Origin of the sequence: Paracoccus jiaweipingae (assembly GCF_044335505.1) — a bacterium.
Classification (GTDB): Bacteria; Pseudomonadota; Alphaproteobacteria; order Rhodobacterales; family Rhodobacteraceae; genus Paracoccus.
Map to the genome: position 1 here is coordinate 1 of NZ_JBISBS010000001.1, position 22,043 is coordinate 22,043.

The window sequence follows — 22,043 nt, forward strand, 5'->3', positions numbered from 1 at the left end:
AAGATCATCGAGTGATCCAACGCCGCAAGGCAGCGGATATTGCGATGACAGCCCGTCCCGAAAGGGGCGGGCTTTTTTTAATCTTGGACGCCACTGCCAGTGAACATTGTGCGCTCTTGGACTGTCCGGTCATACGCAACGAGAAGCCGGCGCAAGGCGCGGTCTTTTCTTTTGTGTTGCTCATTTGCCGAAATTGCTTTCACCCTTGTATTAGAAACTTGTGATTGGGAGGTTCGGAAATGGCGATGCGCTTGGCGACAACTTTCATTGAGGTCGACACCCAGTCCCGTGAGCCTGCTGAGACCATTCATAAGGCTTTCTGCCCAATTGGTTCGATCGACGGGGCGGGAACTATTGCGGTGTCCGCATTTGAAGCAGTTATCCCCACGAAACAGATGGTATTCCGCGGTGTGAGGTTTGAAGTTACTGGCTCGGGTGAATTTGACCGGACCGGAACAGTCACGGTGGCGCAAGACAACGCTGAGAAACTTATTTCATCTTTGGATAACATGGCGTCATCGCGTATCGAGCGTCAGGGGTTTCCTATGGTGGAGGTCGAGACAGAAGTAGACGGCCTTAGGATTATTGTATTCAATATGAGGAATGGGAAAGTAGTTGCACTTGTCGAGGCTGACGGAGAGAGTATCTATCTGAATAGCCAGTCAGATTTGTTTGATCTGTCAAAGCTTGCTTCGTTGGCGCTGGATCACCTCAGGTCAACTGAACGCTCGTAATCCCTGTGTCTCGCCATCTGTCCCCGCCCCCTTGACACCCCACCCCGCCTCCTCTATCCCGCGCCCATCGCCACCGATCCGTCACAGAATCGGTTGCTTTTCGCACGGCCGTCCGGTATCGGGGCGGCCTGCACTTATTTTAAGGTTCGATGCAGGCATCGTATGGTGCGTTGTCTGCCTCTCAACTGACATCCCTGATTTGAGGGATAGACATGCAAAGTCAAAACATCCGTATCCGGTTGAAGGCTTTCGATTACCGTGTGCTGGACGCCAGCACGCAGGAAATCGTCAACACGGCAAAGCGCACCGGCGCAACCGTGCGCGGCCCGATCCCGCTGCCGAACAAGATCGAAAAGTTTACCGTTCTGCGCGGTCCGCATATCGACAAGAAATCGCGCGATCAGTGGGAAATCCGCACCCACAAGCGTTTGCTCGACATCGTCGATCCCACCCCGCAGACCGTTGACGCCCTGATGAAGCTCGACCTCGCCGCCGGCGTGGATGTCGAGATCAAAGTGTAAGGGGGTAAGCCATGCTGCGTACTGGTATTATCGCCAAGAAACTGGGCATGACCCGTCTGTTCATGGAAGACGGCCGCCAGATCCCGGTGACCGTCCTGCAACTGGACAACCTGCAAGTGGTCGCACAGCGCACCAATGACCGTGACGGCTATGTCGCGGTTCAGCTGGGTGCGGGTGAAGCCAAGGCCAAGCGCACCACCGCCGCGATGCGTGGTCACTTTGCCAAGGCCAATGTTGCGCCCAAGCGCAAGATTGTCGAATTCCGCGTTGCCGAAGAAAACCTGATCAATGTGGGCGAGGAAATCACCGCTGACCATTACTTCGAAGGTCAGTTCGTGGACATCGCCGGCACCTCGATCGGTAAAGGTTTTGCCGGTGCGATGAAGCGCCACAACTTTGGCGGTCTGCGCGCCTCGCACGGTGTGTCGATCAGCCACCGTTCGCACGGTTCGACCGGTCAGTGTCAGGACCCCGGCAAGGTGTTCAAGGGCAAGAAGATGGCCGGCCACATGGGTGCCGTCCGTGTGACCACCCAGAACCTGCAAGTCGTGCGCACCGATGCCGACCGTGGCCTGATCATGGTCAAGGGGTCGGTTCCCGGTTCCAAAGGCGGCTGGGTCACCATCAAGGACGCGGTCAAGAAACCGCTGCCCGAAAACGTGATCTTTCCCGCCGCGCTGAAATCGGCCGCCGAAGAAGCCAAGCGTCTGGCTGACGAAGCCGCTGCCCAGGCCGCTGCCGAGGAAGAAGCCGCCCGTCAGGCCGCTGCTGAAGCCGAAGCCGCCGCGCAAGCCGCCGCCGAAGCCGAAGCCGCCGCGCCGGAAGGAGAGAAGTGATGAAACTTGATGTGATCAAGCTCGACTCCGGCAAGGCCGGTTCCATCGACCTGGCCGATGACATCTTCGGGCTGGAGCCGCGCGGCGACATCCTGCAGCGTGTCGTGCGCTGGCAGCGCGCCAAGGCGCAGGCCGGTACGCATTCGACGCTGGGTAAGTCGGACGTGTCCTATTCGACCAAGAAGATCTATCGCCAGAAAGGCACCGGCGGCGCCCGCCACGGGTCCCGCAAGGCGCCGATCTTCCGCAAAGGTGGTATCTATAAGGGTCCGGTCCCGCGCTCGCACGCGTTTGACCTGCCCAAAAAGGTGCGCGCCCTTGGTCTGAAGCACGCCCTGTCGGCCAAAGCCACCGCTGGCGAGCTGGTGATCGTGGACGATCTGAACCTGACGGATGCCAAGGCCGCCGTCGTCGCCAAGGCCGTGAAAGAAAACGGCTGGAAGCGCGTTCTGGTCATCGACGGTGCCGAGGTCAACGAAGGCTTCGCCCGCGCCGCCCGCAATGTCGAGGGTGTGGACGTCCTGCCTTCGATGGGTGCCAACGTCTATGACATCCTGCGCCGTGACACGCTGGTGATCACCCGCGCCGGTGTCGAAGCACTGGAGGCTCGACTGAAATGAGCGTGAAACCCGAACTCTATGACGTGATCCGCAAGCCGATCATCACCGAAAAGGCCACCATGGCCAGCGAACACGGTGCGGTCGTCTTCGAAGTCGCCATCGACGCGAACAAGCCGCAGATCAAAGAAGCGGTCGAAGGCCTGTTCAACGTCAAGGTCAAGGCGGTGAACACCGTTCTGACCAAAGGCAAAACCAAGCGTTTCCGCGGGATCGCAGGCCGTCGCAGCGATGTGAAAAAGGCTTACGTGACGCTGGAAGCCGGTCAGACTATCGACGTTTCGACCGGCCTTTGATAAACAGGCGCGAATCGGCGGCCCCGGCTTCGGGGCCGCTGGATTTTTATATCTAACGGACCCTGCGAACCTTGTGTTCAAAGGTCCAAAGCTACGGAAGACAGAAAGATGGCACTCAAGTCGTATAAACCGACGACGCCTGGCCAGCGCGGGCTGGTTCTGATCGACCGTTCGGAGCTTTGGAAAGGTCGTCCGGTCAAGGCCCTGACTGAGGGTCTGACCAAGAATGGCGGCCGGAACAACACCGGACGGATCACGATGCGCCGCAAGGGCGGCGGGGCGAAGCGTCTGTATCGGATCGTCGATTTCAAACGCAACAAGTTCGACGTTGTCGGCAATGTTCTGCGTATCGAATATGACCCGAACCGCACCGCCTTCATCGCGCTGATCCAGTATCACGATGGCGAGCAGGCTTATATCATCGCGCCGCAGCGTCTGGCCGTGGGTGACAAGATCGTCGCCGGCGCCAAGGTTGACGTCAAGCCGGGCAACGCGATGCCCTTCAGCGGGATGCCCATCGGCACGATCGTCCACAATGTCGAGCTGAAGCCCGGCAAAGGTGGCCAGATCGCCCGTTCCGCCGGCACCTATGCCCAATTTGTGGGTCGTGACGGTGGTTATGCCCAGATCCGCCTGTCCTCGGGCGAGCTGCGCATGGTCCGTCAGGAATGCATGGCCACCATCGGTGCCGTGTCGAATGCCGACCATTCGAACCAGAACCTCGGGAAAGCCGGTCGCAACCGTCACAAGGGTATCCGCCCGTCGGTTCGCGGTGTCGCGATGAACCCGATCGACCACCCCCATGGTGGTGGTGAGGGCCGCACCTCGGGTGGCCGCACGCCGGTCACGCCCTGGGGTAAGGACACCAAGGGTAAAAAGACCCGCAAGAACAAATCGACCGACAAGTATATCCTGCGGTCGCGCAATGCGAAGAAGGGGCGTTAACCCATGGCACGTTCTGTTTGGAAAGGCCCTTTCGTTGACGCCTACGTCCTGAAAAAGGCCGAAAAAGCGCGCGAATCGGGTAAAAGCGACGTCATCAAGATCTGGTCGCGTCGTTCGACCATTCTGCCGCAATTCGTCGGCCTGACCTTTGGCGTCTATAACGGTCAAAAGCACATCCCGGTCAACGTGACCGAGGAAATGATCGGCCAGAAATTCGGTGAATACTCGCCGACCCGGACCTATTACGGTCACGCCGCCGACAAGAAAGCGAAAAGGAAGTAATCGTCATGGGTAAGGAAAAGAATCCGCGCCGCGTGGCGGATAACGAGGCGATGGCCAAAGCGAAAATGCTGCGCACCTCGCCCCAGAAGCTGAATCTTGTCGCCGGTCTGATCCGTGGCAAGAAGGTGGAAAAGGCCCTCTCGGACCTGACCTTCAGCAAGCGCCGCATCGCTGGCGACGTGAAGAAAGTTCTGCAATCGGCGATCGCCAATGCCGAAAACAACCATGGTCTGGACGTCGATCAGCTGATCGTCGCCGAGGCATGGGTCGGCAAGAACCTGGTCATGAAGCGCGGTCGTCCGCGGGCGCGTGGCCGGTTCGGCAAGATCATGAAGCCGTTCTCGGAAATCACCATCAAGGTCCGCCAGGTCGAAGCCACTGAGGAGCGCGCGTAATGGGACAGAAGGTTAACCCCATCGGGATGCGCCTGCAGGTCAACCGCACCTGGGATTCGCGCTGGTATGCCGACGACAAGGATTATGGCAATCTGCTGCTGGAAGACCTGCGCATTCGCGATTTCGTCAAGAAAGAAGCGAAGCAGGCCGGCATCAGCCGCGTCATCATTGAGCGCCCGCACAAGAAATGCCGCGTGACCATTCACGCCGCACGTCCGGGTGTGATCATCGGGAAAAAAGGCGCCGACATCGAGGTTCTGCGCAACAAGCTGTCGAAACTGACCGACAGCGAGTTGCACCTGAACATCGTCGAAGTCCGCAAGCCCGAAGTCGATGCTGCGCTGGTCGCTGAATCGATCGCGCAGCAGCTGGAACGCCGCGTGTCCTTCCGTCGCGCCATGAAGCGTTCGGTTCAGAACGCCATGCGCATGGGTGCCCTGGGTATCCGCGTGAACGTTGCCGGCCGTCTGGGTGGCGCTGAAATCGCGCGCACCGAATGGTACCGCGAAGGCCGGGTGCCGCTGCACACGCTGCGCGCCGATATCGACTATGCACTGGCCGAGGCCTCGACCCCTTACGGGATCATCGGGATCAAGGTCTGGATCTTCAAGGGCGAGATCATGGAACATGATCCGCAGGCCCATGACCGTCGCGCCACCGAGGCCCAGGACGGCCCGGCCCCGCGCGGTCCGCGCCGCGACCGCGACGCCCGGTAAGGAGAAGTAGAAATGCTGCAACCGAAACGGACCAAGTTCCGCAAACAGCACAAGGGCCGCATTCACGGTCAGGCCAAGGGCGGCTTTGAGCTGAACTTTGGCCACTTCGGCCTGAAAGCCGTCGAGCCCGAGCGTGTCACCGCCCGCCAGATCGAAGCTGCGCGTCGTGCGATTACCCGCCACATGAAGCGTCAGGGTCGCGTCTGGATCCGCATCTTCCCGGATGTCCCGGTTTCGTCGAAACCGACCGAGGTTCGGATGGGTAAAGGTAAAGGCTCGGTCGATTACTGGGCCGCCCGCGTCCACCCCGGCCGCGTGATGTTCGAAATCGACGGTGTGTCCGACACCATCGCCAAAGAGGCCCTGCGCCTTGGCGCGATGAAGCTGCCGGTCCAGACCCGCATCGTCGAACGCACCGACTGGTAAGATGCCGCGCTGACGCGCATCATCAGATTGGCCCCGCCGGGTAACTGGCGGGGCCTTTTTCATGGCGCAGGGCGGTTTTCCCCGGTTTTCTTGGGAAAAGCCTTGCCTTGGCGGCCCATCGGGGGTATGGGCAAGCCTTCATCACGAAACTCCACCGGGAATCAGGGTGGCCTTGCTGATGCGGGGGCTCTCCGGTGATGTTGGAAAGGACAACTGCGATGAAAGCGCAGGAACTGAAAGACAAGACGCCTGACCAGCTGCGCGATCAGCTGGTTGCGCTGAAAAAGGAAGCGTTCAACCTGCGCTTCCAGCAGGCCACCGGTCAGATCGAGAATACCGCGCGTATGCGTGCCGTTCGTCGTGACGTGGCCCGTGTCAAAACCGTTCTGAACCAAAAAGCGGCGGATGCCGCGGCGTCGAATTAAGGAGTCTGGCCTATGCCCAAACGCATCCTGCAAGGCAAAGTGGTCAGCGACAAGAACGAGCAGACCGTCACCGTTCTGGTCGAGCGCCGCTTTAAGCACCCGCTGCTGCACAAAACCGTGCGTATGTCCAAGAAATACCGGGCACATGACGCGAACAACGCTTTCAAGGTTGGTGACACCGTTCGCATCGTCGAATGTGCGCCGATTTCGAAAACGAAACGCTGGACCGTGCTGGAGCAGGCTGACAAAGCCTGATCCGGTCGTTCCAGACTGATCGAAACCCTGGGGCCGGCTGCAACGGTCCCCAAAGGTCGGGAGAAACCAAATGATCCAGATGCAGACCAATCTGGATGTCGCTGACAACTCTGGCGCGCGCCGGGTGCAGTGCATCAAGGTTCTGGGTGGTTCGCACCGTCGCTATGCGTCGGTGGGCGACATCATCGTCGTTTCCGTCAAGGAAGCCATCCCGCGCGGTCGCGTGAAGAAAGGTGACGTCCGCAAGGCCGTCGTCGTGCGCACCGCCAAAGAAGTGAAACGCGAAGATGGCACGTCCATCCGCTTTGACCGCAACGCCGCTGTCATCCTGAACAACCAGGGTGAACCGGTCGGGACCCGTATCTTCGGCCCGGTCGTCCGCGAGCTGCGCGCGAAAAACTTCATGAAGATCATCTCGCTTGCGCCGGAGGTGCTGTGATGGCTGCCAAGCTGAAAAAAGGCGATAAGGTCGTCGTGCTGGCCGGCAAGGACAAGGGCAAACAAGGCGAAATCACCGCCGTCATGCCCAAGGACAACAAGGCCATCGTGGACGGCGTGAACATCGCGATCCGCCACCGTCGTCAGTCCCAGAACGCGCAGGGCGGCCGTGTGCCGACGGCGATGCCGATCGACCTGTCGAACCTGGCGCTGCTGGACAAGAACGGCAAAGCCACCCGCGTCGGTTTCCGCATGGAAGGCGATCAGAAGGTGCGCTTCGCCAAGACCACCGGAGACGTGATCTGATGCTGGACGCTGCGAAATACACCCCGCGCCTGAAAGCCGAATATCAGGCCAAGATCCGCGCCGCTCTGAAAGAAGAGTTCGGTTACAAGAACGACATGCAGATCCCGCGTCTGGACAAGATCGTCCTGAACATGGGGATCGGCGAGGCCGTGAAGGACACCAAGAAGGTGAAACAGGGCGCTGAAGAGCTGTCGCTGATCGCCGGTCAGAAGGCTGTCATCACCAAGGCCAAAAAGTCGATCGCCGGTTTCCGCGTCCGCGAGGAAATGCCGCTGGGGGCGAAAGTCACCCTGCGTGGCGACCGCATGTATGAATTCCTGGACCGCCTGATCAACATCGCGCTGCCCCGCGTCCGCGACTTTCGCGGCGTGAAAGGCACGGCCTTTGATGGCCGTGGCAATTATGCCATGGGTCTGAAAGAGCACATCGTTTTCCCGGAAATCAACTTCGACAAGGTCGATGAGGTTCTGGGGATGGACATCATCATCACCACCACCGCGAACACCGACGCGGAAGCGAAGGCGCTGTTGAAGCATTTCAACATGCCGTTCAACAGCTGATCGCGGGAGGAGAGAGAAGTATGGCCAAGAAATCCATGGTTGAACGCCAGAAAAAGCGCGAACGTCTGGTTGCGAAATACGCCGCCAAGCGCGCCGATCTGAAAGCGATCATCGAAGATCAGGACCGCCCGATGGAAGAGCGCTTCAAGGCTTCGCTGAAGCTGGCTGAACTGCCGCGCAACTCTTCCGCGACGCGCTTGAACAACCGGTGCCAACTGACCGGTCGTCCGCGCGCGTATTACCGCAAACTGAAACTGTCGCGGATCATGCTGCGCGAGCTTGGCTCGAACGGCAAGATCCCCGGCATGGTGAAATCGAGCTGGTAAGGGGCGAAATATGTCGATGAACGATCCTCTCGGCGATATGCTGACCCGCATCCGCAACGCGCAGATGCGTGGCAAATCGACCGTCCGCACCCCGGCCAGCAAGCTGCGCGCCTGGGTTCTGGATGTGCTGCAAAGCGAAGGTTATATCCGTGGCTACGAGGCTGTGACCTCGGCTGCCGGTCACAATGAACTGGAAATCAGCCTGAAATATTTTGAAGGCACCCCGGTCATTCGTGAACTGGCGCGCGTGTCCAAGCCGGGCCGCCGCGTTTATGCCGGTTCCAAGGAAATCCCGCAGGTCCGCAACGGCCTTGGTGTTTCCATCGTGTCGACCCCGAAAGGTGTCATGTCTGATGCAGCGGCTCGCAACGCCAACGTTGGCGGCGAAGTTCTCTGCACCGTATTCTAAGGAGGGCAGAGATGTCTCGGATTGGTAAAAAACCGGTCGCGCTGCCCAAAGGCGTGACGGCGGAAATCAAAGGTCAGACGATTGAAGTGAAAGGCCCGAAAGGCGCCCGCAGCTTTACCGCGACCGATGATGTCGAACTGAAACTGGAAGATGGTTCCGTGACCGTGACCCCGCGTGGTTCGTCCAAGCGTGCGCGGCAGCAATGGGGCATGGTGCGTTCGATGGTCGAGAACCTGACCATCGGCGTGTCCGAAGGCTTCAAGAAGGAACTGGAAATCCAGGGCGTCGGTTACCGGGCACAGATGCAGGGCAACACCCTGAAGCTGTCGCTGGGTTACAGCCACGACGTGAACTTCGAAACCCCGGAAGGTGTGACGATTACGGCCCCCAAGCAGACCGAAATCGTTGTCGAGGGCATCGACCAGCAGCTGGTTGGTCAGGTGGCCGCGAACATCCGCGAATGGCGCCGCCCCGAGCCGTATAAAGGCAAGGGCATCCGCTATAAGGGTGAATACGTCTTCCGCAAGGAAGGCAAGAAGAAGTAAGGGGCGCGAAAATGGCACTGAAAAAGCAAGTCCTGTTCCAGAAGCGCCGCCTGCGCGTTCGGAACAAACTGCGTGCGATGGCCAATGGTCGTCCGCGCCTGTCCGTCCACCGTTCGTCCAAGAATATCAGCGTTCAGCTGATCGACGACGTGAAAGGGGTCACGCTGGCCTCGGCATCGTCGTTGGAAAAAGATCTGGGCATCGTGGGCAAAAACAACGTCGAAGCCGCTGCCAAGGTTGGCGCGGCGATTGCCGAACGGGCCAAAAAAGCCGGTGTGGAAGAAGTGATCTTCGACCGCGGTGGCTTCCTGTTCCACGGCAAAATCAAAGCTCTGGCTGATGCCGCCCGCGAAGGTGGCCTCAAGTTCTGATGCTTGCGGGTGGCGCCCATAACGGCGCGCCACCCCGATGATCCGGGGGTCTGTGACCCACCTGGATTGGACATATCCGGCGCGGCTGCGCCATCAGGAAAGGATGCCTTATGGCAGAACGTGAAAACCGCCGGGGTCGCCGCGAAGAGCGCGAAGAAACCCCGGAATTTGCCGATCGCCTTGTCGCGATCAACCGTGTGTCGAAAACCGTCAAAGGCGGTAAGCGTTTCGGCTTTGCCGCCCTTGTGGTGGTTGGCGACCAGCGCGGCCGTGTGGGCTTTGGCAAGGGGAAGGCGAAAGAAGTCCCCGAGGCCATCCGCAAGGCGACCGAGCAGGCCAAGCGCAACATGATCCGCGTGCCGCTTCGTGACGGTCGCACCCTGCACCACGACATCGAGGGCCGTCACGGCGCTGGTAAGGTCGTGATGCGGACCGCCGTTCCGGGGACCGGGATCATCGCCGGTGGTCCGATGCGCGCCGTGTTCGAAATGCTGGGTGTGCAGGACGTCGTGGCGAAATCGCTGGGGTCGCAAAACCCCTATAACATGATCCGCGCCACGCTGGACGGCCTGAAAGGCGAAGCCAGCCCGCGTTCGATCGCGCAGCGTCGTGGCAAGAAGGTCGCTGACATCCTTGGCACCAATGACAAGCCGGCCGAAGCGGCCGCTGACGCGTAAGGGGTGAACCATGGCTAAAACCATCGTCGTCAAGCAGATCGGGTCCCCGATCCGCCGCCCGGCCATCCAGCGCGAGACGCTGAAAGGTCTGGGCCTGAACAAGATGAACCGCACGCGCGAGCTGGAAGACACGCCCGCCATCCGCGGCATGGTCGCCAAGATCCCGCATCTGGTGACGATCATCGAAGAAAAGAACTGATTGAACAGGCCGGGCGCGACCCGGCCTTTTCTTTTCCCATGGCGCGCTGGCGCATGGGGGCGCCGCCGGGGTCCGGCGGCGTTTTTCGTTCGCGGCGATCAGTTGCCGCGATAGGTGCTGTAACCGAAGGGGCTGACCACGACCGGGACGTGGTGGTGCTGATCGGGGTCGCGGATCTGGAAGGTCACGTCGATCTGGGGAAAGAACGGGCTGGTCCCGGCATCGCCATACCCCGTCATATCAAAGCTGAGGCGATAGATACCCGCCTCGGCATCGACACCCGCGAATTCTTTGACGCGACCGTTTTCGTCGGTGCGGGCCGCGGCCAGCTGATGCCATTCACCGTCGCCACCCTTCAGCGCCAGCGTGACCGGCACATCGGCGCCGCCAACCCCGCGCGCCAGGTCAAGGATATGGGTCGAGATCGTCTCGGACTGCGCGGTCTGGGCCAGCAGCAGGGTCAGGCCGGCAAGGCCAGCGGTCAGGGAAGGATTCATCTTTATCTCCGTAAATGTCAGGCGGGCAGGCATCGGGGCTGGCGCTGCGATTGTCCAATGACGGATGCTCACGTTGCCGTGGCCGGGGGCCGTGGGGCAGGGGGCGGACCGGCTTGACCCACGCCGCTGTGGCGGCTATGAACCGCCGGTCGGTCAAGGCCGACTCAAGCAACAAGAAATGCCGCGTTCGCCCCTTTCGCTTCACGGGGCGCTTCCGGCCTGAAGGAGAAGCGTTATGAAACTGCATGAAATTCGCGACAACGAAGGTGCCAACCGCAAGAAAAAGCGCGTGGCGCGTGGTCCCGGTTCGGGCAAGGGTAAAACCGCTGGCCGTGGTATCAAGGGTCAGACCTCGCGTTCGGGTGTCGCGCTGAACGGTTACGAAGGCGGCCAGATGCCGCTGTATCGCCGCCTGCCCAAGCGCGGCTTTACCAAGCCGAACGCGCTGAAATTCGCGGTGGTCAATCTGGGTCAGATCCAGTCCTTCATCGACGCGGGCAAGCTGGACGCCAAGGCCGACGTGACCGAGGACGCGCTGGTTGCCTCGGGCGCGGTGCGCCGCAAGCTGGACGGTATCCGCCTGCTGGCCAAGGGTGAACTGAAAGCCGGGCTGAACATAACCGTGACCGGCGCATCCAAAGCTGCCGTTGAAGCGGTGGAAAAAGCCGGTGGCAAAGTCACCGTCACCGCCCCGGTCAAGGCCGAAGCGGCGGAATAACCATTGTCGCGGGGCGGTCGCCCCGCTACATAAGGTCCAAGTTTTCCTTTGCGCCGCGGGATCGGGAAACGATCCGGCGGCGCAGCCATGAAAGAGGCATCCTATGGCGTCAGCCGCAGAACAGATGGCCGCGAACCTGTCCTGGGGGACATTGGGTAAGGCCACCGAACTTCGCCAGCGTATCTGGTTCACCATCGGTCTGCTGATCATCTATCGTCTTGGGACATATATCCCGGTTCCGGGGATCGACGGCGCCGCGCTGCGCAACTTTATGGAACAGGCGCAGGCCGGGATCGGCGGCATCCTGTCGATGTTCACCGGCGGCGCGCTGGGGCGGATGGGTGTGTTCGCGCTGGGGATCATGCCCTATATCTCGGCCTCGATCATCGTTCAGCTGCTGGCCAGCATGGTGCCCGCGCTGGAGCAGATGAAAAAAGAGGGCGAGCAAGGCCGCAAGAAGATCAACCAGTACACCCGCTATGCGACCGTGGCGCTGGCGCTGTTTCAGGCCTATGGTCTGGCCAAATCGCTTGAGGCTGGCGGGCTGGCCCATGACCCCGGCGTGTTCTTTCAGGCCAGCGTCGTGATCACGCTGGTTGGCGGGACCATGTTCCTGATGTGGCTGGGTGAACAGATCACCGCGCGCGGCATTGGCAACGGTATTTCGCTGATCATCTTTGTCGGCATCGTGGCCGAGATCCCGGCCCATATCGCGCAACTGTTCGCGCAGGGCCGCAGCGGCGCCATTTCGACCCCGGTCGTGCTGGGGATCGTGGCGCTGGTGGTCGCGGTCATGGCGTTTGTGGTGTTCATGGAACGCGCGCTGCGCAAGATCCATATCCAATATCCCCGGCGTCAGGTCGGGATGAAGATTTATGACGGTCAGTCCAGCCATTTGCCGATCAAGGTGAACCCGGCGGGCGTGATTCCGGCGATCTTTGCCAGCTCGCTTTTGCTGCTGCCGGTGACGATCAGCACCTTTTCGGGCAACCAGACCGGGCCGGTGATGTCGACGATTCTGGCCTATTTCGGGCCGGGCCAGCCGCTGTATCTGCTGTTCTTCGCGGCGATGATCGTGTTCTTCAGCTATTTCTATACCCAGAACGTGGCGTTCAAATCCGATGATGTGGCCGAAAACCTGAAGAATCAGGGCGGCTTCATTCCCGGTATCCGTCCGGGCAAGCGGACCGAGGAATATCTGGATTATGTCGTCAACCGGGTGCTGGTGATCGGGTCGGCCTATCTGGCGGCGGTCTGTATGCTGCCCGAGGTGATCCGCCATCAATGGGCGATCCCCTTCTATTTCGGCGGCACGTCGGTGCTGATCGTGGTGTCGGTGACGATGGACACGATCAATCAGGTGCAAAGCCACTTGCTGGCGCACCAATATGAAGGTCTGATCGAGAAATCGCAGCTTCGCGGGCGCCGCAAGCCCGGCGAGCGCAAGCCGCGAAAGGCGCCCGCGCGCCGCTGATTTGACGAGGGAGAGGGAAACATGAGCGTCAACATCATCCTGCTTGGCCCGCCGGGCGCCGGCAAGGGCACACAGGCCCGCCGGCTGGTCGAGGAACGCGGTCTGGTGCAGCTGTCCACGGGGGACATGCTGCGCGAGGCCCGCAGCTCGGGCACCGAAATGGGCAAGGTCGTGGCCGAGGTCATGGACAAGGGCCAGCTTGTCACGGACGAGATCGTCATCGGTCTGATCCGTGAAAAGCTGGAAACCGTCAGTGCCGCAGGCTTTATCTTTGACGGGTTTCCCCGCACCCTGGCCCAGGCGGATGCGCTGGAAGACCTGATGTCCGAAATGGGCAGCCAGGTTGACGCCGTGATCGAAATGCAGGTCGATGACACCGCGCTGGTCAAGCGCATCACCGGCCGCTTTACCTGTGGCAATTGCGGCGAGGTCTATCACGACGAGACCAAGCCCACCAAACTCCCCGGCGTCTGCGATGCCTGCGGCTCGACCGACCTGCGCCGCCGCGCCGACGATAACGAGGACAGCCTGCGCACGCGCCTGCTGGAATATTACAAAAAGACCTCGCCGCTGATTGGCTATTACTATGCCAAGGGCAAGCTCAGGACCGTGGACGGTCTGGCCGAGATCGGGGACGTCGCCGCCGAAATGGCCGCGATCATGGACGCGATCTGAGGTCGCGGGGCACCGGGCAGGCGGCGTGATGTGTCACGCCGCTTTGCGGCCCTGTGCCGCTTGACGGGGTGGGCGTGATCGTATAGGTCACGGTATCCCGCGCAAGAATCACTTTTGCGCAGGTTTTGTCGAACGGCCCGAAGGCGGTGCTTTCGGGCCTTCGGTTGTGAAAAAAGGTTCTGGTATCACGGAACCGCAACGAAAAGGATTATGCGCGTGGCTCGTATTGCTGGCGTCAACATTCCGACGGGGAAACGTGTCCCCATCGCCTTGACCTATATCCATGGTATCGGTGACCATTTCGCCGAACAGATCTGTGACGCTGTCGGTATCGACCGCACGCGCCGCGTCAACGAACTGTCGGATGCCGAAGTTCTGCAGATCCGCGAATATATCGACGCCAACCTGACCGTCGAAGGCGACCTGCGCCGCGAAACCCAGATGAACATCAAGCGTCTGATGGATCTGGGGTCGTATCGTGGTCTGCGTCACCGCCGAGGCTTGCCGGTTCGTGGTCAGCGCACCCACACCAATGCCCGCACCCGCAAAGGTCCGGCGAAACCCATCGCCGGCAAGAAGAAGTAAGGGGGAACGGACATGGCACGTGATAAGGTTCGCACCAAGCGTAAAGAACGTAAGAACATCGCCGCTGGCGTGGCGCATGTGAACAGCTCGTTCAACAACACCAAGATCCTGATCTCGGACGTTCAGGGGAACGCGATTTCGTGGTCGTCGGCTGGCACCATGGGCTTCAAGGGGTCGCGCAAATCGACGCCTTACGCCGCCCAGATGGCCGCCGAAGACGCGGGCCGCAAGGCGCAGGAACACGGCGTGAAAACGCTTGAGGTCGAGGTTCAGGGTCCGGGTTCGGGTCGTGAATCGGCGCTGCGCGCGCTGGCCGCTGTCGGGTTCAACATCACCGCGATCCGCGACGTGACCCCGATTGCGCATAACGGCTGCCGTCCGCCGAAACGCCGCCGGGTGTAAGGACGATAACATTACCGCCAGACCGCCCCCGTCGGCGGTCTGGTGCTTTTCGCATTTAACCTCGGGCGTTTCCGGTGCCTTGGACATGGCCGGAAACAGGAATGGAGGCAACGCATGTTCGAAAAGAATTGGTCCGAACTGATCCGGCCCACGCAGCTGGATGTCAAGCCCGGCGCCGACCCCACCCGCACCGCCACCGTCGTTGCCGAACCGCTGGAACGCGGCTTTGGTCTGACCCTTGGCAACGCGCTGCGCCGTGTGCTGATGTCCTCGCTGCAGGGCGGGGCGATCACCAGCGTCCAGATCGACAATGTCCTGCACGAGTTTTCCTCGGTCGCGGGTGTGCGCGAGGACGTGACCGACATCGTCCTGAACCTGAAGGGCGTGACCCTGAAAATGGATGTCGAGGGCAGCAAGCGCCTGACCCTGACCGCCAAAGGCCCCGGCGAGGTCAAGGCCGGTGACATTCAGGAAACCGCCGGAATCACCATTCTGAACCGCGATCACGTCATCTGCCATCTGGATGACGGGGCCGAGGTCAATATGGAACTGACCGTTGCCACCGGCAAGGGCTATGTCGCCGCCGACAAGAACCGCCCCGAGGATGCGCCCATCGGCCTGATCCCGATCGACGCCATCTTCTCGCCGGTCAAGCGCGTCAGCTATGACGTTCAGCCGACCCGTGAAGGTCAGGTTCTGGACTATGACAAGCTGACGATGAAGATCGAAACCGACGGGTCGGTCACGCCCGAGGATGCGGTGGCCTATGCCGCGCGTATTTTGCAGGACCAGCTGTCCGTTTTCGTCAATTTCGACGAACCGGAAGCCGCCAGCCGTCAGGACAGCGACGAGGGTCTGGAATTCGACCCGCGCCTGCTGAAAAAGGTCGACGAGCTGGAGCTGTCGGTGCGTTCGGCCAACTGCCTGAAGAACGACAACATCGTCTATATCGGCGACCTGATCCAGAAAACCGAAGCCGAGATGCTGCGCACCCCGAACTTTGGCCGCAAATCCCTGAACGAAATCAAGGAAGTGCTGTCGGGTATGGGCCTGCATCTGGGTATGGACGTGGTCGACTGGCCGCCGGAAAACATCGAAGATCTGGCCAAGCGTTTCGACGACCAGTTCTGATTTTTCGCGCCGGGGGCCTTGCGCCCCCGCGCAACCGGGCATCCGCCCCAAGGAGAGCCGCCCGCAACGCATGGGTGGCCGGACAAAGCAAAAAGACGTCATAGGAGATTATCATGCGTCACGCCCGTGGCTATCGCCGCCTCAACCGCACCCACGAACACCGCAAGGCGCTGTTCGCCAACATGGCCGGCTCGCTGATCGAGCACGAGCAGATCAAGACCACCCTGCCCAAGGCCAAAGAACTGCGCCCGATCATCGAAAAGCTGATCACGCTGGCCAAACGCGGCGATCTGCACGCGCGCCGTCAGGCTGCTGCGCAGCTCAAGCAGGACGCCTATGTGGCCAAACTGTTCGAGATCCTCGGCCCGCGCTATCAGGACCGTCAGGGCGGCTATGTCCGCATCATCAAAGCCGGTTTCCGCTATGGCGACATGGCGCCGATGGCGATCATCGAATTCGTCGAGCGTGACACCGCCGCGAAAGGCGCCGCCGACCGCGCCCGTGTCGAGGCCGAACTGGCCGCCGACGATCAGGAATAAGCGTCGCCCGAAAGGGTGATTGCGTTAAAACCCCGCCTTTTGGCGGGGTTTTTTCATATTTGCGGTAAAAATGAACCGCGAATCCAGTGCCGGACAACTTGTGCGATTTTTCTTGCGCTGGCGCACAATATATACGCTTTTTTTATCTGTTATGTGTTAGCAGATGTTGACCGAAGCAGAATCAACCTGTCTAAAAAGATATGTCGACCAGAACTGAGATCAACGCCGAGTTGCAAAAGCTGCGCCGTTTGGCGCCGGCGGGCTATTTCGTGGCGCTTCATATCCGTTTCGCCGCGCCGTTGATGCAGTTCCAGACCTATCCTCAGTCCTGGGCCGATCATTATTCGACAAACGGTTATGCGCTGCGCGACCCGACCATCGCCTGGGGGTTTTCGACCGAAGGTGCCTGCCGGTGGAGTGCGCTGCCCGTGCCTGACCCGTTCGGGATTCTGCGCGATGCGGCCGATCATGGTCTGACCTATGGGCTGACCGTCTCTGCTGGCGAGATTTCGTCACGCACGATTGCGTCTTTTGCCCATGACAAACGTGAATTTCTGGATGACGAGATCGCGCAGATCTCGACAACGATTCGGCGCCTGCATGACATGACGCAGCCGCCGGAGAGCCTGACAAAGGCTCAGCAAGAGGCCCTTCGGTGCATCGCGGAGGGCGATCGTCATGCAGCAGCGGCTGCCAAACTTGGTATCACGGAAAGTGCCTTCAAGGCCCGCCTGATCAGCGCCCGAGAGCGGCTGATGGCGCGGACCACCGCCGAGGCACTGCAACGGGCCAAGGATTATCGTTTGCTGTAAGGCGTCGTTCTGGGGAAAACCGCGCTGCCTGGGGGCCAACCCTCGAACCCAGGAGACGTCCAATGGAGATGACAACGCTTTCTTTTGCCAATTTGCACAACTATGGCGAGTTGTTTGCCAATCTTTTTCGCGCCAGACGGCAAAGTTTCATCGTTCAGAAGAACTGGGACCTGCCGGAAGCCGAGGGCATGGAATTCGACCAGTATGACACGCCGCAAAGCCGCTGGATCGCGATTCATGATCTGGGGCAGGTGCTGGCGGGCTTTCGCCTGACGCCGACCACCGCGCAATGCGGCATCTATTCCTATATGATTCGCGATGCGCAGCGCGGGGTGCTGGGGGGCACGATTCCGCAAGACCTGTTATACGCGGATGCGCCGGTTGACCCGCATATCTGGGAATGCACCCGCGTTTTCGTCAATCACAACATCACCCAAAGCCAGCGCCGCAAGGTGCATTTCAAGATGGTCGAGGCGATGACCGGTTCCGCCCGCGAGGTCGGGGCGACCCGTCTGATCGCGCTGACGGCGGCGAACTGGCCGCGCTGGTATGGCCGCTGCGGGCTGGAGGCCGAGGCGATTGGCCGCAAGATGTGGATCGGGGATGGCGATTTCCAGTGCGTCTCGATCAATCTGGCGCCCAAGATGCACTGACCGGGACCGGGCCGAAGGGGCTTTCACCTGTATCGTGGGCGGCGTAACATCCGCCCACGATGGCTGACCTGTTTGACACCGCTGATCCCGCCCCCCGGTCGGGCCGCCCTGCGCCGCGCCCGCTGGCCGACCGCATCCGTCCGCGCGCCCTGTCGCAGGTGATCGGCCAGCAAAAGGTGCTGGGACCGGATGGGCCGCTTGGCGCGATGCTGGCGGCGGGCAGCCTGTCCTCGCTGATTCTGTGGGGGCCGCCCGGCGTCGGGAAAACCACGATTGCGCGGCTGCTGGCCGATGAAACCGATCTGGCTTTCGTGCAGATCAGCGCCATCTTCTCGGGCGTGCCGGAACTGCGCAAAGTGTTCGAGGCCGCCCGCCTGCGCCATCAGCGGGGCGGCGGCACGCTGTTATTCGTGGACGAGATCCACCGCTTCAACAAGGCGCAGCAGGACAGCTTTCTGCCGCATATGGAGGATGGCACCATCCTGCTGGTCGGGGCCACCACCGAAAACCCCAGTTTCGAACTGAACGCCGCCGTTTTGTCGCGCGCGCAGGTCATCGTGCTGGACCCTCTGTCGCTGGCCGATCTGGAATTGCTGGCGCAGCGCGCCGAACATGAACTGGGCCGTGCCCTGCCGCTGGATGGCGCAGCGCGCGAGCAATTGCTGGAAATGGCCGATGGTGATGGCCGCGCGGCGCTGAACCTGATGGAACAGGTGATGGCGTGGACGGTGGCGGGCAGGCTGACCCCGGACCAGCTGTGCCAGCGGCTGATGCGGCGGGCGGCGAAATACGACAAATCCGGGGATGAACATTACAACCTGATTTCCGCGCTGCATAAATCGGTGCGCGGGTCGGACCCGGACGCGGCGCTGTATTGGCTGGCGCGGATGCTTGAGGGCGGCGAGGACCCGCGCTATCTGGCGCGCCGCATCACCCGCATGGCGGTCGAGGATATCGGTCTGGCCGACCCGGCGGCGCAGCGTCATTGTCTGGATGCCTGGGCGATGTATGAGCGCCTTGGCAGCCCCGAGGGCGAGCTGGCGCTGGCGCAGGCGGTGATCTATCTTGCCCTGGCGCCGAAATCGAACGCGGCCTATACGGCCTATAAGGCGGCCCGCGCCGAGGCCCGGCGCAGCGGCAGCAAGATGCCGCCCGCACATATCCTGAACGCGCCGACAAAGCTGATGAAGGAACAGGGTTACGGCAGCGGCTATGCCTATGACCACGATGCCGATGACGGGTTTTCAGGGCAGGATTACTTTCCCGAGGGGATGAAACGTCCGGTGCTGTACACGCCCGTCGAACGCGGATTCGAGCGCGAGCTGAAAAAGCGCGTCGACTGGTTCGCCGGCCTGCGCAAAAAACGCCGCGGACAGGAGGGGTGATGCAACCTTATGCCTACCTTCAGGTGGCGCTTGGCGGGGCCATCGGCGCGACCGCGCGCTTTGCCGTCTATCGCCTGATCGGGCTGACCGGCTTTCCGCTGGCCACGGTGGTGGTGAATGTGCTGGGGTCTTTTGTCATGGGGCTGTTGGTGGCGGTTCTGGCGGCGCGGGGCGGCAATGCGCTGGCGCCGCTGCTGATGACCGGCATTCTGGGCGGGTTCACGACATTTTCGACTTTCTCGCTGGACGCGCTGTCGTTATGGCAGCGCGGCGATCATGGCGCGGCCATGGTTTATGTTTGCGTCTCGGTCATGCTGTCGCTGGCGGCGGTGGTGGCCGGGCTTTCACTGGGACGGGGGATCATCGCATGAGCGGCGTCCAGACCATGCGCATCGGCGCGGATGAAGGCGATCAGCGGCTGGACCGCTGGCTGAAGAAACGGTTTCCGCAGCTGGGTCAGGGCATGATCGAAAAGCTGTGCCGGACGGGTCAGTTGCGCGTTGATGGCAGCCGCGTCAAGGCCAATACCCGCGTCGAGGCCGGGCAGGAGGTGCGCGTTCCGCCACTGCCCGATGCCGCGCCTCAGCCTGCGCGCGCGCGTGATGACGGGGCCGGGATCAGCCCGGCGGATGAGCGGATGATTCAGGCGGCGGTGCTGTGGAAGGATCAGCATATCATCGCGCTGAACAAGCCGCCGGGCCTGCCGTCGCAGGGCGGTTCGGGGCAGGGGAACCGGCATGTGGATGGCCTGTCGGCGGCATTGATGTTCGGCTATAAGGAAAAGCCCAAACTGGTGCACCGGCTGGACAAGGATACCTCGGGGCTGTTGCTGCTGGCGCGCACCGACCGGGTGGCGCGGCGCCTGTCCGAGGCGTTTCGCAACCGCACCACGCGCAAGATCTATTGGGCGGCGGTGGCGGGCGTGCCGCAGCCGCGCATGGGCACCATCCGTTACGGGCTGGTCAAGGCGCCCGGCGCGCATGGCGAAAAGATGCTGTGCATCCACCCCGGCAAGGTCAACGAGACCGAGGGCGCCAAGCGCGCCACCACCGATTACGCGGTGCTGGACAATCTGGCGACGCGGGCCAGTTGGTGCGCACTGGTGCCGGTGACCGGGCGCACGCATCAGCTGCGCGCGCATATGGCCGAACTGGGCCATCCGATTGTGGGCGATGGCAAATATGGCGGATCGGGTCAGGAAAACCTTGGGGATGGCTGGGGGGCGCAACTGGGCGGTGAAATCAGCCGCAAGCTGCATCTGCACGCCCGCCACCTGTCGTTTGACCACCCGATCACCGGCGAACGCATCACCCTGACCGCGCCCTTGCCCGACCACATGGCGCGCACATGGGCGACGCTGGGCTGGTCGGAAAAGGACGTGCCTGCCGACCCGTTCGAGGATCAGGCATGAAGCTTTTCATCTTTGACGTCGACGGCACGCTGGTCGACAGCCAGTCGGTGATCGTCGCCTCGATGGCCGATGGGTTTGCCGCTGCCGGGCTGGCGCCGCTGCCGCGCGATCAGGTGCTGTCGATTGTCGGGCTGTCGCTGCCGGTCGCGGTGGCGCGGCTGCTGCCCGATGCCGACGGGACGACCCATGACCGCGTGACCGAGGGCTATCGCCAGGGGTTTTTCGCCCGCCGCAAGACCGAGGAGATGCCATTATATCCGGGCGCAGCTGCCTGTCTGGACGCGCTGGTGCGTGACGACTGGCTGTTGGGTATCGCCACCGGCAAATCGCGGCGCGGTCTGGATGCGCTGATCGAACAGCAGGGCTGGCAGGGGCGGTTCATCACCACGCAGGCGGGCGATGAAAACCCGTCCAAACCATCGCCCCAGATGCTGTTTCAGGCGCTGCGCGACACCGGCGTTGCGGCGCAGGACACGGCGATGATTGGCGACACGGTGTTCGACATTGAAATGGGCCGCGCGGCAGGGATCGCGGCCTTTGGCGCGGGCTGGGGCTATCACCCGCGGGCGGCGCTGGAACAGGCCGGGGCGGTGATGGTCGCGCCCGATTTCGCGGCGCTGACACAGGCATTGAAAGGCTGGGCCGATGGCTGAATGGAAGGCAAGGCGGTTCTGGAAATCGGCCACGGTGCGGCCGTCGGATGCGGGCTTTGAGGTCGCGCTGGACGACCGCCCGCTGCGCACGCCGGGCAAGCAGCCGCTGCATTTGCCGACACAGGCGCTGGCGCAGGCGGTGGCGCGGGAATGGGACGCGCAGGACGGGGTGATTGACCCCAACACCATGCCGCTGACCCGCGCCGCCAATTCCGCCATTGAAAAGGTCGCCCCGCAATTTGCCGCCGTGGCCGATATGCTGGCGGAATATGGCGGCACCGATCTGTTATGCTATCGCGCCGGGGCGCCGGCGGTGCTGGTGGATCAGCAGGCCGCTGGCTGGCAGCCGCTGCTGGACTGGGCGCGTGATGCGCTGGGGGCGGATCTGGCGGTCACAACGGGCATGATGCCCGTCGCCCAGGACCCGGCGGCGCTGGCGCGGCTGCGCGCGCATGTGCACGCGCTGGACGTGTTCGGCCTGACCGCGCTGCATGATCTGGTGACGCTGCCCGGATCGCTGGTTCTTGGGCTGGCGGTGATCCACGGTCGGCTGGATGCCGACAGCGCCCATGAATTGTCGCGCATCGACGAGGCGTTTCAGGCCAGCCAGTGGGGCGAGGATGCCGAGGCCAGCGCCGCCGCCGCCGCGCGGCTGGTGGCGCTGCGCGATGCCGCCCGGTTCTGGACCCTGTCGCGCCCGGCCTGAAGGCGCGGGCAGGGACCGTCCCGCAGCGGTGCTACACGGGGTCAGGGCGAAGGGCCGGAAAGGGGGCGCCCAAGTTTCTTGAACATGGGCGCGATCTTGGGCAGAATGTTGCTTGCGACAACC

37 protein-coding genes are annotated in these 22,043 nt (G+C 61.9%); 36 read left to right on the forward strand and 1 reads right to left on the reverse strand.

What is annotated here, in order from left to right; genetic code table 11:
* The 22 genes from ACFXP9_RS00005 to rpmD form a co-directional block, all read left to right on the forward strand.
* Positions 1 to 224: hypothetical protein (locus tag ACFXP9_RS00005; protein WP_397207460.1), on the forward strand; the 224-nt coding region annotated here is incomplete at its 5' end.
* Positions 225 to 239: 15 nt separating this feature from the next.
* Positions 240 to 734 carry a hypothetical protein gene (locus ACFXP9_RS00010; RefSeq protein WP_397207462.1) on the forward strand — a complete coding sequence of 165 codons (495 nt, stop codon included), beginning with the start codon at positions 240 to 242 and terminating at the stop codon, positions 732 to 734.
* Positions 735 to 946: 212 nt separating this feature from the next.
* Positions 947 to 1,255: a 30S ribosomal protein S10 gene (gene rpsJ / locus ACFXP9_RS00015; protein WP_042247848.1), complete on the forward strand. Its 309-nt coding sequence runs from the start codon at positions 947 to 949 to the stop codon at positions 1,253 to 1,255.
* Positions 1,256 to 1,266: 11 nt separating this feature from the next.
* Positions 1,267 to 2,091, forward strand: coding sequence for a 50S ribosomal protein L3 (rplC, locus tag ACFXP9_RS00020; protein ID WP_397207464.1), 825 nt, complete (start codon positions 1,267 to 1,269; stop codon positions 2,089 to 2,091).
* Positions 2,091 to 2,711: a 50S ribosomal protein L4 gene (gene rplD, locus ACFXP9_RS00025; RefSeq protein ID WP_397207466.1), complete on the forward strand. Its 621-nt coding sequence runs from the start codon at positions 2,091 to 2,093 to the stop codon at positions 2,709 to 2,711. Before rplC ends, rplD begins: the two co-directional genes overlap by 1 nt.
* Positions 2,708 to 3,004 (forward strand): 50S ribosomal protein L23, encoded by a 297-nt coding sequence (locus ACFXP9_RS00030; RefSeq protein ID WP_397207468.1) that lies wholly within the window; start codon positions 2,708 to 2,710, stop codon positions 3,002 to 3,004. The genes rplD and ACFXP9_RS00030 overlap by 4 nt, the downstream gene beginning before the upstream one ends.
* 108 nt (positions 3,005 to 3,112) lie before the next feature.
* Entirely contained in the window at positions 3,113 to 3,949 is an 837-nt protein-coding gene (gene rplB / locus ACFXP9_RS00035) for a 50S ribosomal protein L2 (protein ID WP_397207470.1), read from the forward strand.
* Positions 3,950 to 3,952: 3 nt separating this feature from the next.
* On the forward strand, positions 3,953 to 4,231 hold the full coding sequence (rpsS, locus tag ACFXP9_RS00040; RefSeq protein WP_303365297.1) for a 30S ribosomal protein S19: 279 nt from the start codon (positions 3,953 to 3,955) through the stop codon (positions 4,229 to 4,231).
* A 5-nt stretch (positions 4,232 to 4,236) separates the two neighbouring features.
* A complete protein-coding gene (rplV, locus tag ACFXP9_RS00045) occupies positions 4,237 to 4,626 on the forward strand; it encodes a 50S ribosomal protein L22 (protein ID WP_397207472.1) in 390 nt (129 codons plus the stop codon).
* A complete protein-coding gene (gene rpsC, locus ACFXP9_RS00050; RefSeq protein ID WP_397207474.1) occupies positions 4,626 to 5,342 on the forward strand; it encodes a 30S ribosomal protein S3 in 717 nt (238 codons plus the stop codon). Before rplV ends, rpsC begins: the two co-directional genes overlap by 1 nt.
* A gap of 12 nt (positions 5,343 to 5,354) precedes the next feature.
* Complete coding sequence (rplP, locus tag ACFXP9_RS00055; protein WP_397207476.1) at positions 5,355 to 5,768, forward strand: 50S ribosomal protein L16; 414 nt, start codon at positions 5,355 to 5,357, stop codon at positions 5,766 to 5,768.
* Between the two features lie 218 nt (positions 5,769 to 5,986).
* Positions 5,987 to 6,193 carry a 50S ribosomal protein L29 gene (rpmC, locus tag ACFXP9_RS00060; RefSeq protein WP_397207478.1) on the forward strand — a complete coding sequence of 69 codons (207 nt, stop codon included), beginning with the start codon at positions 5,987 to 5,989 and terminating at the stop codon, positions 6,191 to 6,193.
* A gap of 12 nt (positions 6,194 to 6,205) precedes the next feature.
* On the forward strand, positions 6,206 to 6,448 hold the full coding sequence (rpsQ, locus tag ACFXP9_RS00065) for a 30S ribosomal protein S17 (protein WP_397207480.1): 243 nt from the start codon (positions 6,206 to 6,208) through the stop codon (positions 6,446 to 6,448).
* A gap of 70 nt (positions 6,449 to 6,518) precedes the next feature.
* Positions 6,519 to 6,887 (forward strand): 50S ribosomal protein L14, encoded by a 369-nt coding sequence (rplN, locus tag ACFXP9_RS00070; protein ID WP_010400243.1) that lies wholly within the window; start codon positions 6,519 to 6,521, stop codon positions 6,885 to 6,887.
* Complete coding sequence (gene rplX, locus ACFXP9_RS00075) at positions 6,887 to 7,192, forward strand: 50S ribosomal protein L24 (protein ID WP_397207482.1); 306 nt, start codon at positions 6,887 to 6,889, stop codon at positions 7,190 to 7,192. The genes rplN and rplX overlap by 1 nt, the downstream gene beginning before the upstream one ends.
* Positions 7,192 to 7,752 (forward strand): 50S ribosomal protein L5, encoded by a 561-nt coding sequence (gene rplE / locus ACFXP9_RS00080; RefSeq protein WP_397207484.1) that lies wholly within the window; start codon positions 7,192 to 7,194, stop codon positions 7,750 to 7,752. Before rplX ends, rplE begins: the two co-directional genes overlap by 1 nt.
* 20 nt (positions 7,753 to 7,772) lie before the next feature.
* Positions 7,773 to 8,078, forward strand: coding sequence for a 30S ribosomal protein S14 (gene rpsN, locus ACFXP9_RS00085; protein ID WP_397207486.1), 306 nt, complete (start codon positions 7,773 to 7,775; stop codon positions 8,076 to 8,078).
* A 10-nt stretch (positions 8,079 to 8,088) separates the two neighbouring features.
* Positions 8,089 to 8,487: a 30S ribosomal protein S8 gene (gene rpsH / locus ACFXP9_RS00090; RefSeq protein WP_397207488.1), complete on the forward strand. Its 399-nt coding sequence runs from the start codon at positions 8,089 to 8,091 to the stop codon at positions 8,485 to 8,487.
* An 11-nt stretch (positions 8,488 to 8,498) separates the two neighbouring features.
* On the forward strand, positions 8,499 to 9,032 hold the full coding sequence (gene rplF, locus ACFXP9_RS00095; RefSeq protein WP_397207490.1) for a 50S ribosomal protein L6: 534 nt from the start codon (positions 8,499 to 8,501) through the stop codon (positions 9,030 to 9,032).
* An 11-nt stretch (positions 9,033 to 9,043) separates the two neighbouring features.
* Complete coding sequence (gene rplR / locus ACFXP9_RS00100) at positions 9,044 to 9,403, forward strand: 50S ribosomal protein L18 (RefSeq protein ID WP_397207492.1); 360 nt, start codon at positions 9,044 to 9,046, stop codon at positions 9,401 to 9,403.
* Positions 9,404 to 9,513: 110 nt separating this feature from the next.
* A complete protein-coding gene (gene rpsE / locus ACFXP9_RS00105) occupies positions 9,514 to 10,080 on the forward strand; it encodes a 30S ribosomal protein S5 (RefSeq protein ID WP_397207494.1) in 567 nt (188 codons plus the stop codon).
* A gap of 10 nt (positions 10,081 to 10,090) precedes the next feature.
* Positions 10,091 to 10,279: a 50S ribosomal protein L30 gene (gene rpmD, locus ACFXP9_RS00110; protein ID WP_397207495.1), complete on the forward strand. Its 189-nt coding sequence runs from the start codon at positions 10,091 to 10,093 to the stop codon at positions 10,277 to 10,279.
* Positions 10,280 to 10,377: 98 nt separating this feature from the next.
* Here the strand turns inward: rpmD and uraH are convergent, their stop codons facing one another.
* A complete protein-coding gene (gene uraH, locus ACFXP9_RS00115; RefSeq protein ID WP_397207497.1) occupies positions 10,378 to 10,776 on the reverse strand; it encodes a hydroxyisourate hydrolase in 399 nt (132 codons plus the stop codon).
* 235 nt (positions 10,777 to 11,011) lie between these two features.
* On the opposite strand from uraH, the gene rplO reads away from it, so the two are divergent.
* From rplO to ACFXP9_RS00185, 14 genes are all read left to right on the forward strand, one after another.
* Positions 11,012 to 11,494, forward strand: coding sequence for a 50S ribosomal protein L15 (rplO, locus tag ACFXP9_RS00120; protein ID WP_397207499.1), 483 nt, complete (start codon positions 11,012 to 11,014; stop codon positions 11,492 to 11,494).
* A gap of 103 nt (positions 11,495 to 11,597) precedes the next feature.
* Positions 11,598 to 12,968 carry a preprotein translocase subunit SecY gene (gene secY / locus ACFXP9_RS00125; protein ID WP_397207501.1) on the forward strand — a complete coding sequence of 457 codons (1,371 nt, stop codon included), beginning with the start codon at positions 11,598 to 11,600 and terminating at the stop codon, positions 12,966 to 12,968.
* Positions 12,969 to 12,989: 21 nt separating this feature from the next.
* Entirely contained in the window at positions 12,990 to 13,643 is a 654-nt protein-coding gene (locus tag ACFXP9_RS00130) for an adenylate kinase (RefSeq protein ID WP_397207503.1), read from the forward strand.
* Between the two features lie 216 nt (positions 13,644 to 13,859).
* A complete protein-coding gene (gene rpsM / locus ACFXP9_RS00135; RefSeq protein WP_397207505.1) occupies positions 13,860 to 14,228 on the forward strand; it encodes a 30S ribosomal protein S13 in 369 nt (122 codons plus the stop codon).
* Between the two features lie 12 nt (positions 14,229 to 14,240).
* On the forward strand, positions 14,241 to 14,630 hold the full coding sequence (rpsK, locus tag ACFXP9_RS00140) for a 30S ribosomal protein S11 (protein WP_397207507.1): 390 nt from the start codon (positions 14,241 to 14,243) through the stop codon (positions 14,628 to 14,630).
* A 114-nt stretch (positions 14,631 to 14,744) separates the two neighbouring features.
* Entirely contained in the window at positions 14,745 to 15,761 is a 1,017-nt protein-coding gene (locus tag ACFXP9_RS00145; RefSeq protein WP_397207509.1) for a DNA-directed RNA polymerase subunit alpha, read from the forward strand.
* Between the two features lie 113 nt (positions 15,762 to 15,874).
* Positions 15,875 to 16,300 (forward strand): 50S ribosomal protein L17, encoded by a 426-nt coding sequence (gene rplQ, locus ACFXP9_RS00150; RefSeq protein ID WP_397207511.1) that lies wholly within the window; start codon positions 15,875 to 15,877, stop codon positions 16,298 to 16,300.
* Between the two features lie 200 nt (positions 16,301 to 16,500).
* Positions 16,501 to 17,112: a helix-turn-helix transcriptional regulator gene (locus ACFXP9_RS00155; protein ID WP_397207513.1), complete on the forward strand. Its 612-nt coding sequence runs from the start codon at positions 16,501 to 16,503 to the stop codon at positions 17,110 to 17,112.
* Positions 17,113 to 17,174: 62 nt separating this feature from the next.
* Positions 17,175 to 17,765 (forward strand): acyl-homoserine-lactone synthase, encoded by a 591-nt coding sequence (locus ACFXP9_RS00160; RefSeq protein ID WP_397207515.1) that lies wholly within the window; start codon positions 17,175 to 17,177, stop codon positions 17,763 to 17,765.
* A 59-nt stretch (positions 17,766 to 17,824) separates the two neighbouring features.
* Positions 17,825 to 19,150 (forward strand): replication-associated recombination protein A, encoded by a 1,326-nt coding sequence (locus ACFXP9_RS00165; RefSeq protein ID WP_397207516.1) that lies wholly within the window; start codon positions 17,825 to 17,827, stop codon positions 19,148 to 19,150.
* Entirely contained in the window at positions 19,150 to 19,521 is a 372-nt protein-coding gene (gene crcB, locus ACFXP9_RS00170) for a fluoride efflux transporter CrcB (RefSeq protein WP_397207518.1), read from the forward strand. The genes ACFXP9_RS00165 and crcB overlap by 1 nt, the downstream gene beginning before the upstream one ends.
* Entirely contained in the window at positions 19,518 to 20,561 is a 1,044-nt protein-coding gene (locus ACFXP9_RS00175; protein WP_397207520.1) for an RluA family pseudouridine synthase, read from the forward strand. The genes crcB and ACFXP9_RS00175 overlap by 4 nt, the downstream gene beginning before the upstream one ends.
* Positions 20,558 to 21,214 carry an HAD-IA family hydrolase gene (locus ACFXP9_RS00180; RefSeq protein ID WP_397207522.1) on the forward strand — a complete coding sequence of 219 codons (657 nt, stop codon included), beginning with the start codon at positions 20,558 to 20,560 and terminating at the stop codon, positions 21,212 to 21,214. Before ACFXP9_RS00175 ends, ACFXP9_RS00180 begins: the two co-directional genes overlap by 4 nt.
* Positions 21,207 to 21,920, forward strand: a complete 714-nt coding sequence (locus ACFXP9_RS00185) for an ATP12 family chaperone protein (RefSeq protein ID WP_397207524.1) — start codon at positions 21,207 to 21,209, stop codon at positions 21,918 to 21,920. The genes ACFXP9_RS00180 and ACFXP9_RS00185 overlap by 8 nt, the downstream gene beginning before the upstream one ends.
* Positions 21,921 to 22,043 lie beyond the last annotated feature (123 nt).

Bases quoted from the DNA above. Each gene is read 5' to 3' on its own strand.
- rplQ (WP_397207511.1), top strand. From the start codon at position 15,875: ATGCGTCACGCCCGTGGCTATCGCCGCCTCAACCGCACCCACGAACAC.
- rplF (WP_397207490.1), top strand. From the start codon at position 8,499: ATGTCTCGGATTGGTAAAAAACCGGTCGCGCTGCCCAAAGGCGTGACG.
- ACFXP9_RS00175 (WP_397207520.1), top strand. From the start codon at position 19,518: ATGAGCGGCGTCCAGACCATGCGCATCGGCGCGGATGAAGGCGATCAG.
- ACFXP9_RS00145 (WP_397207509.1), top strand. From the start codon at position 14,745: ATGTTCGAAAAGAATTGGTCCGAACTGATCCGGCCCACGCAGCTGGAT.
- rplR (WP_397207492.1), top strand. From the start codon at position 9,044: ATGGCACTGAAAAAGCAAGTCCTGTTCCAGAAGCGCCGCCTGCGCGTT.
- rpmC (WP_397207478.1), top strand. From the start codon at position 5,987: ATGAAAGCGCAGGAACTGAAAGACAAGACGCCTGACCAGCTGCGCGAT.
- rpsK (WP_397207507.1), top strand. From the start codon at position 14,241: ATGGCACGTGATAAGGTTCGCACCAAGCGTAAAGAACGTAAGAACATC.
- ACFXP9_RS00010 (WP_397207462.1), top strand. From the start codon at position 240: ATGGCGATGCGCTTGGCGACAACTTTCATTGAGGTCGACACCCAGTCC.
- rplX (WP_397207482.1), top strand. From the start codon at position 6,887: ATGGCTGCCAAGCTGAAAAAAGGCGATAAGGTCGTCGTGCTGGCCGGC.
- rpsJ (WP_042247848.1), top strand. From the start codon at position 947: ATGCAAAGTCAAAACATCCGTATCCGGTTGAAGGCTTTCGATTACCGT.
- rpsQ (WP_397207480.1), top strand. From the start codon at position 6,206: ATGCCCAAACGCATCCTGCAAGGCAAAGTGGTCAGCGACAAGAACGAG.
- ACFXP9_RS00130 (WP_397207503.1), top strand. From the start codon at position 12,990: ATGAGCGTCAACATCATCCTGCTTGGCCCGCCGGGCGCCGGCAAGGGC.
- rplC (WP_397207464.1), top strand. From the start codon at position 1,267: ATGCTGCGTACTGGTATTATCGCCAAGAAACTGGGCATGACCCGTCTG.
- secY (WP_397207501.1), top strand. From the start codon at position 11,598: ATGGCGTCAGCCGCAGAACAGATGGCCGCGAACCTGTCCTGGGGGACA.
- ACFXP9_RS00165 (WP_397207516.1), top strand. From the start codon at position 17,825: ATGGCTGACCTGTTTGACACCGCTGATCCCGCCCCCCGGTCGGGCCGC.
- rpsN (WP_397207486.1), top strand. From the start codon at position 7,773: ATGGCCAAGAAATCCATGGTTGAACGCCAGAAAAAGCGCGAACGTCTG.
- rplE (WP_397207484.1), top strand. From the start codon at position 7,192: ATGCTGGACGCTGCGAAATACACCCCGCGCCTGAAAGCCGAATATCAG.
- rpsH (WP_397207488.1), top strand. From the start codon at position 8,089: ATGTCGATGAACGATCCTCTCGGCGATATGCTGACCCGCATCCGCAAC.
- uraH (WP_397207497.1), bottom strand. From the start codon at position 10,776: ATGAATCCTTCCCTGACCGCTGGCCTTGCCGGCCTGACCCTGCTGCTG.
- rpsE (WP_397207494.1), top strand. From the start codon at position 9,514: ATGGCAGAACGTGAAAACCGCCGGGGTCGCCGCGAAGAGCGCGAAGAA.
- rplO (WP_397207499.1), top strand. From the start codon at position 11,012: ATGAAACTGCATGAAATTCGCGACAACGAAGGTGCCAACCGCAAGAAA.
- ACFXP9_RS00180 (WP_397207522.1), top strand. From the start codon at position 20,558: ATGAAGCTTTTCATCTTTGACGTCGACGGCACGCTGGTCGACAGCCAG.
- ACFXP9_RS00160 (WP_397207515.1), top strand. From the start codon at position 17,175: ATGGAGATGACAACGCTTTCTTTTGCCAATTTGCACAACTATGGCGAG.
- ACFXP9_RS00155 (WP_397207513.1), top strand. From the start codon at position 16,501: ATGTCGACCAGAACTGAGATCAACGCCGAGTTGCAAAAGCTGCGCCGT.
- rplN (WP_010400243.1), top strand. From the start codon at position 6,519: ATGATCCAGATGCAGACCAATCTGGATGTCGCTGACAACTCTGGCGCG.
- rplB (WP_397207470.1), top strand. From the start codon at position 3,113: ATGGCACTCAAGTCGTATAAACCGACGACGCCTGGCCAGCGCGGGCTG.
- rpsC (WP_397207474.1), top strand. From the start codon at position 4,626: ATGGGACAGAAGGTTAACCCCATCGGGATGCGCCTGCAGGTCAACCGC.
- rplP (WP_397207476.1), top strand. From the start codon at position 5,355: ATGCTGCAACCGAAACGGACCAAGTTCCGCAAACAGCACAAGGGCCGC.
- rpmD (WP_397207495.1), top strand. From the start codon at position 10,091: ATGGCTAAAACCATCGTCGTCAAGCAGATCGGGTCCCCGATCCGCCGC.
- crcB (WP_397207518.1), top strand. From the start codon at position 19,150: ATGCAACCTTATGCCTACCTTCAGGTGGCGCTTGGCGGGGCCATCGGC.
- ACFXP9_RS00030 (WP_397207468.1), top strand. From the start codon at position 2,708: ATGAGCGTGAAACCCGAACTCTATGACGTGATCCGCAAGCCGATCATC.
- rplV (WP_397207472.1), top strand. From the start codon at position 4,237: ATGGGTAAGGAAAAGAATCCGCGCCGCGTGGCGGATAACGAGGCGATG.
- ACFXP9_RS00185 (WP_397207524.1), top strand. From the start codon at position 21,207: ATGGCTGAATGGAAGGCAAGGCGGTTCTGGAAATCGGCCACGGTGCGG.
- rpsS (WP_303365297.1), top strand. From the start codon at position 3,953: ATGGCACGTTCTGTTTGGAAAGGCCCTTTCGTTGACGCCTACGTCCTG.
- rplD (WP_397207466.1), top strand. From the start codon at position 2,091: ATGAAACTTGATGTGATCAAGCTCGACTCCGGCAAGGCCGGTTCCATC.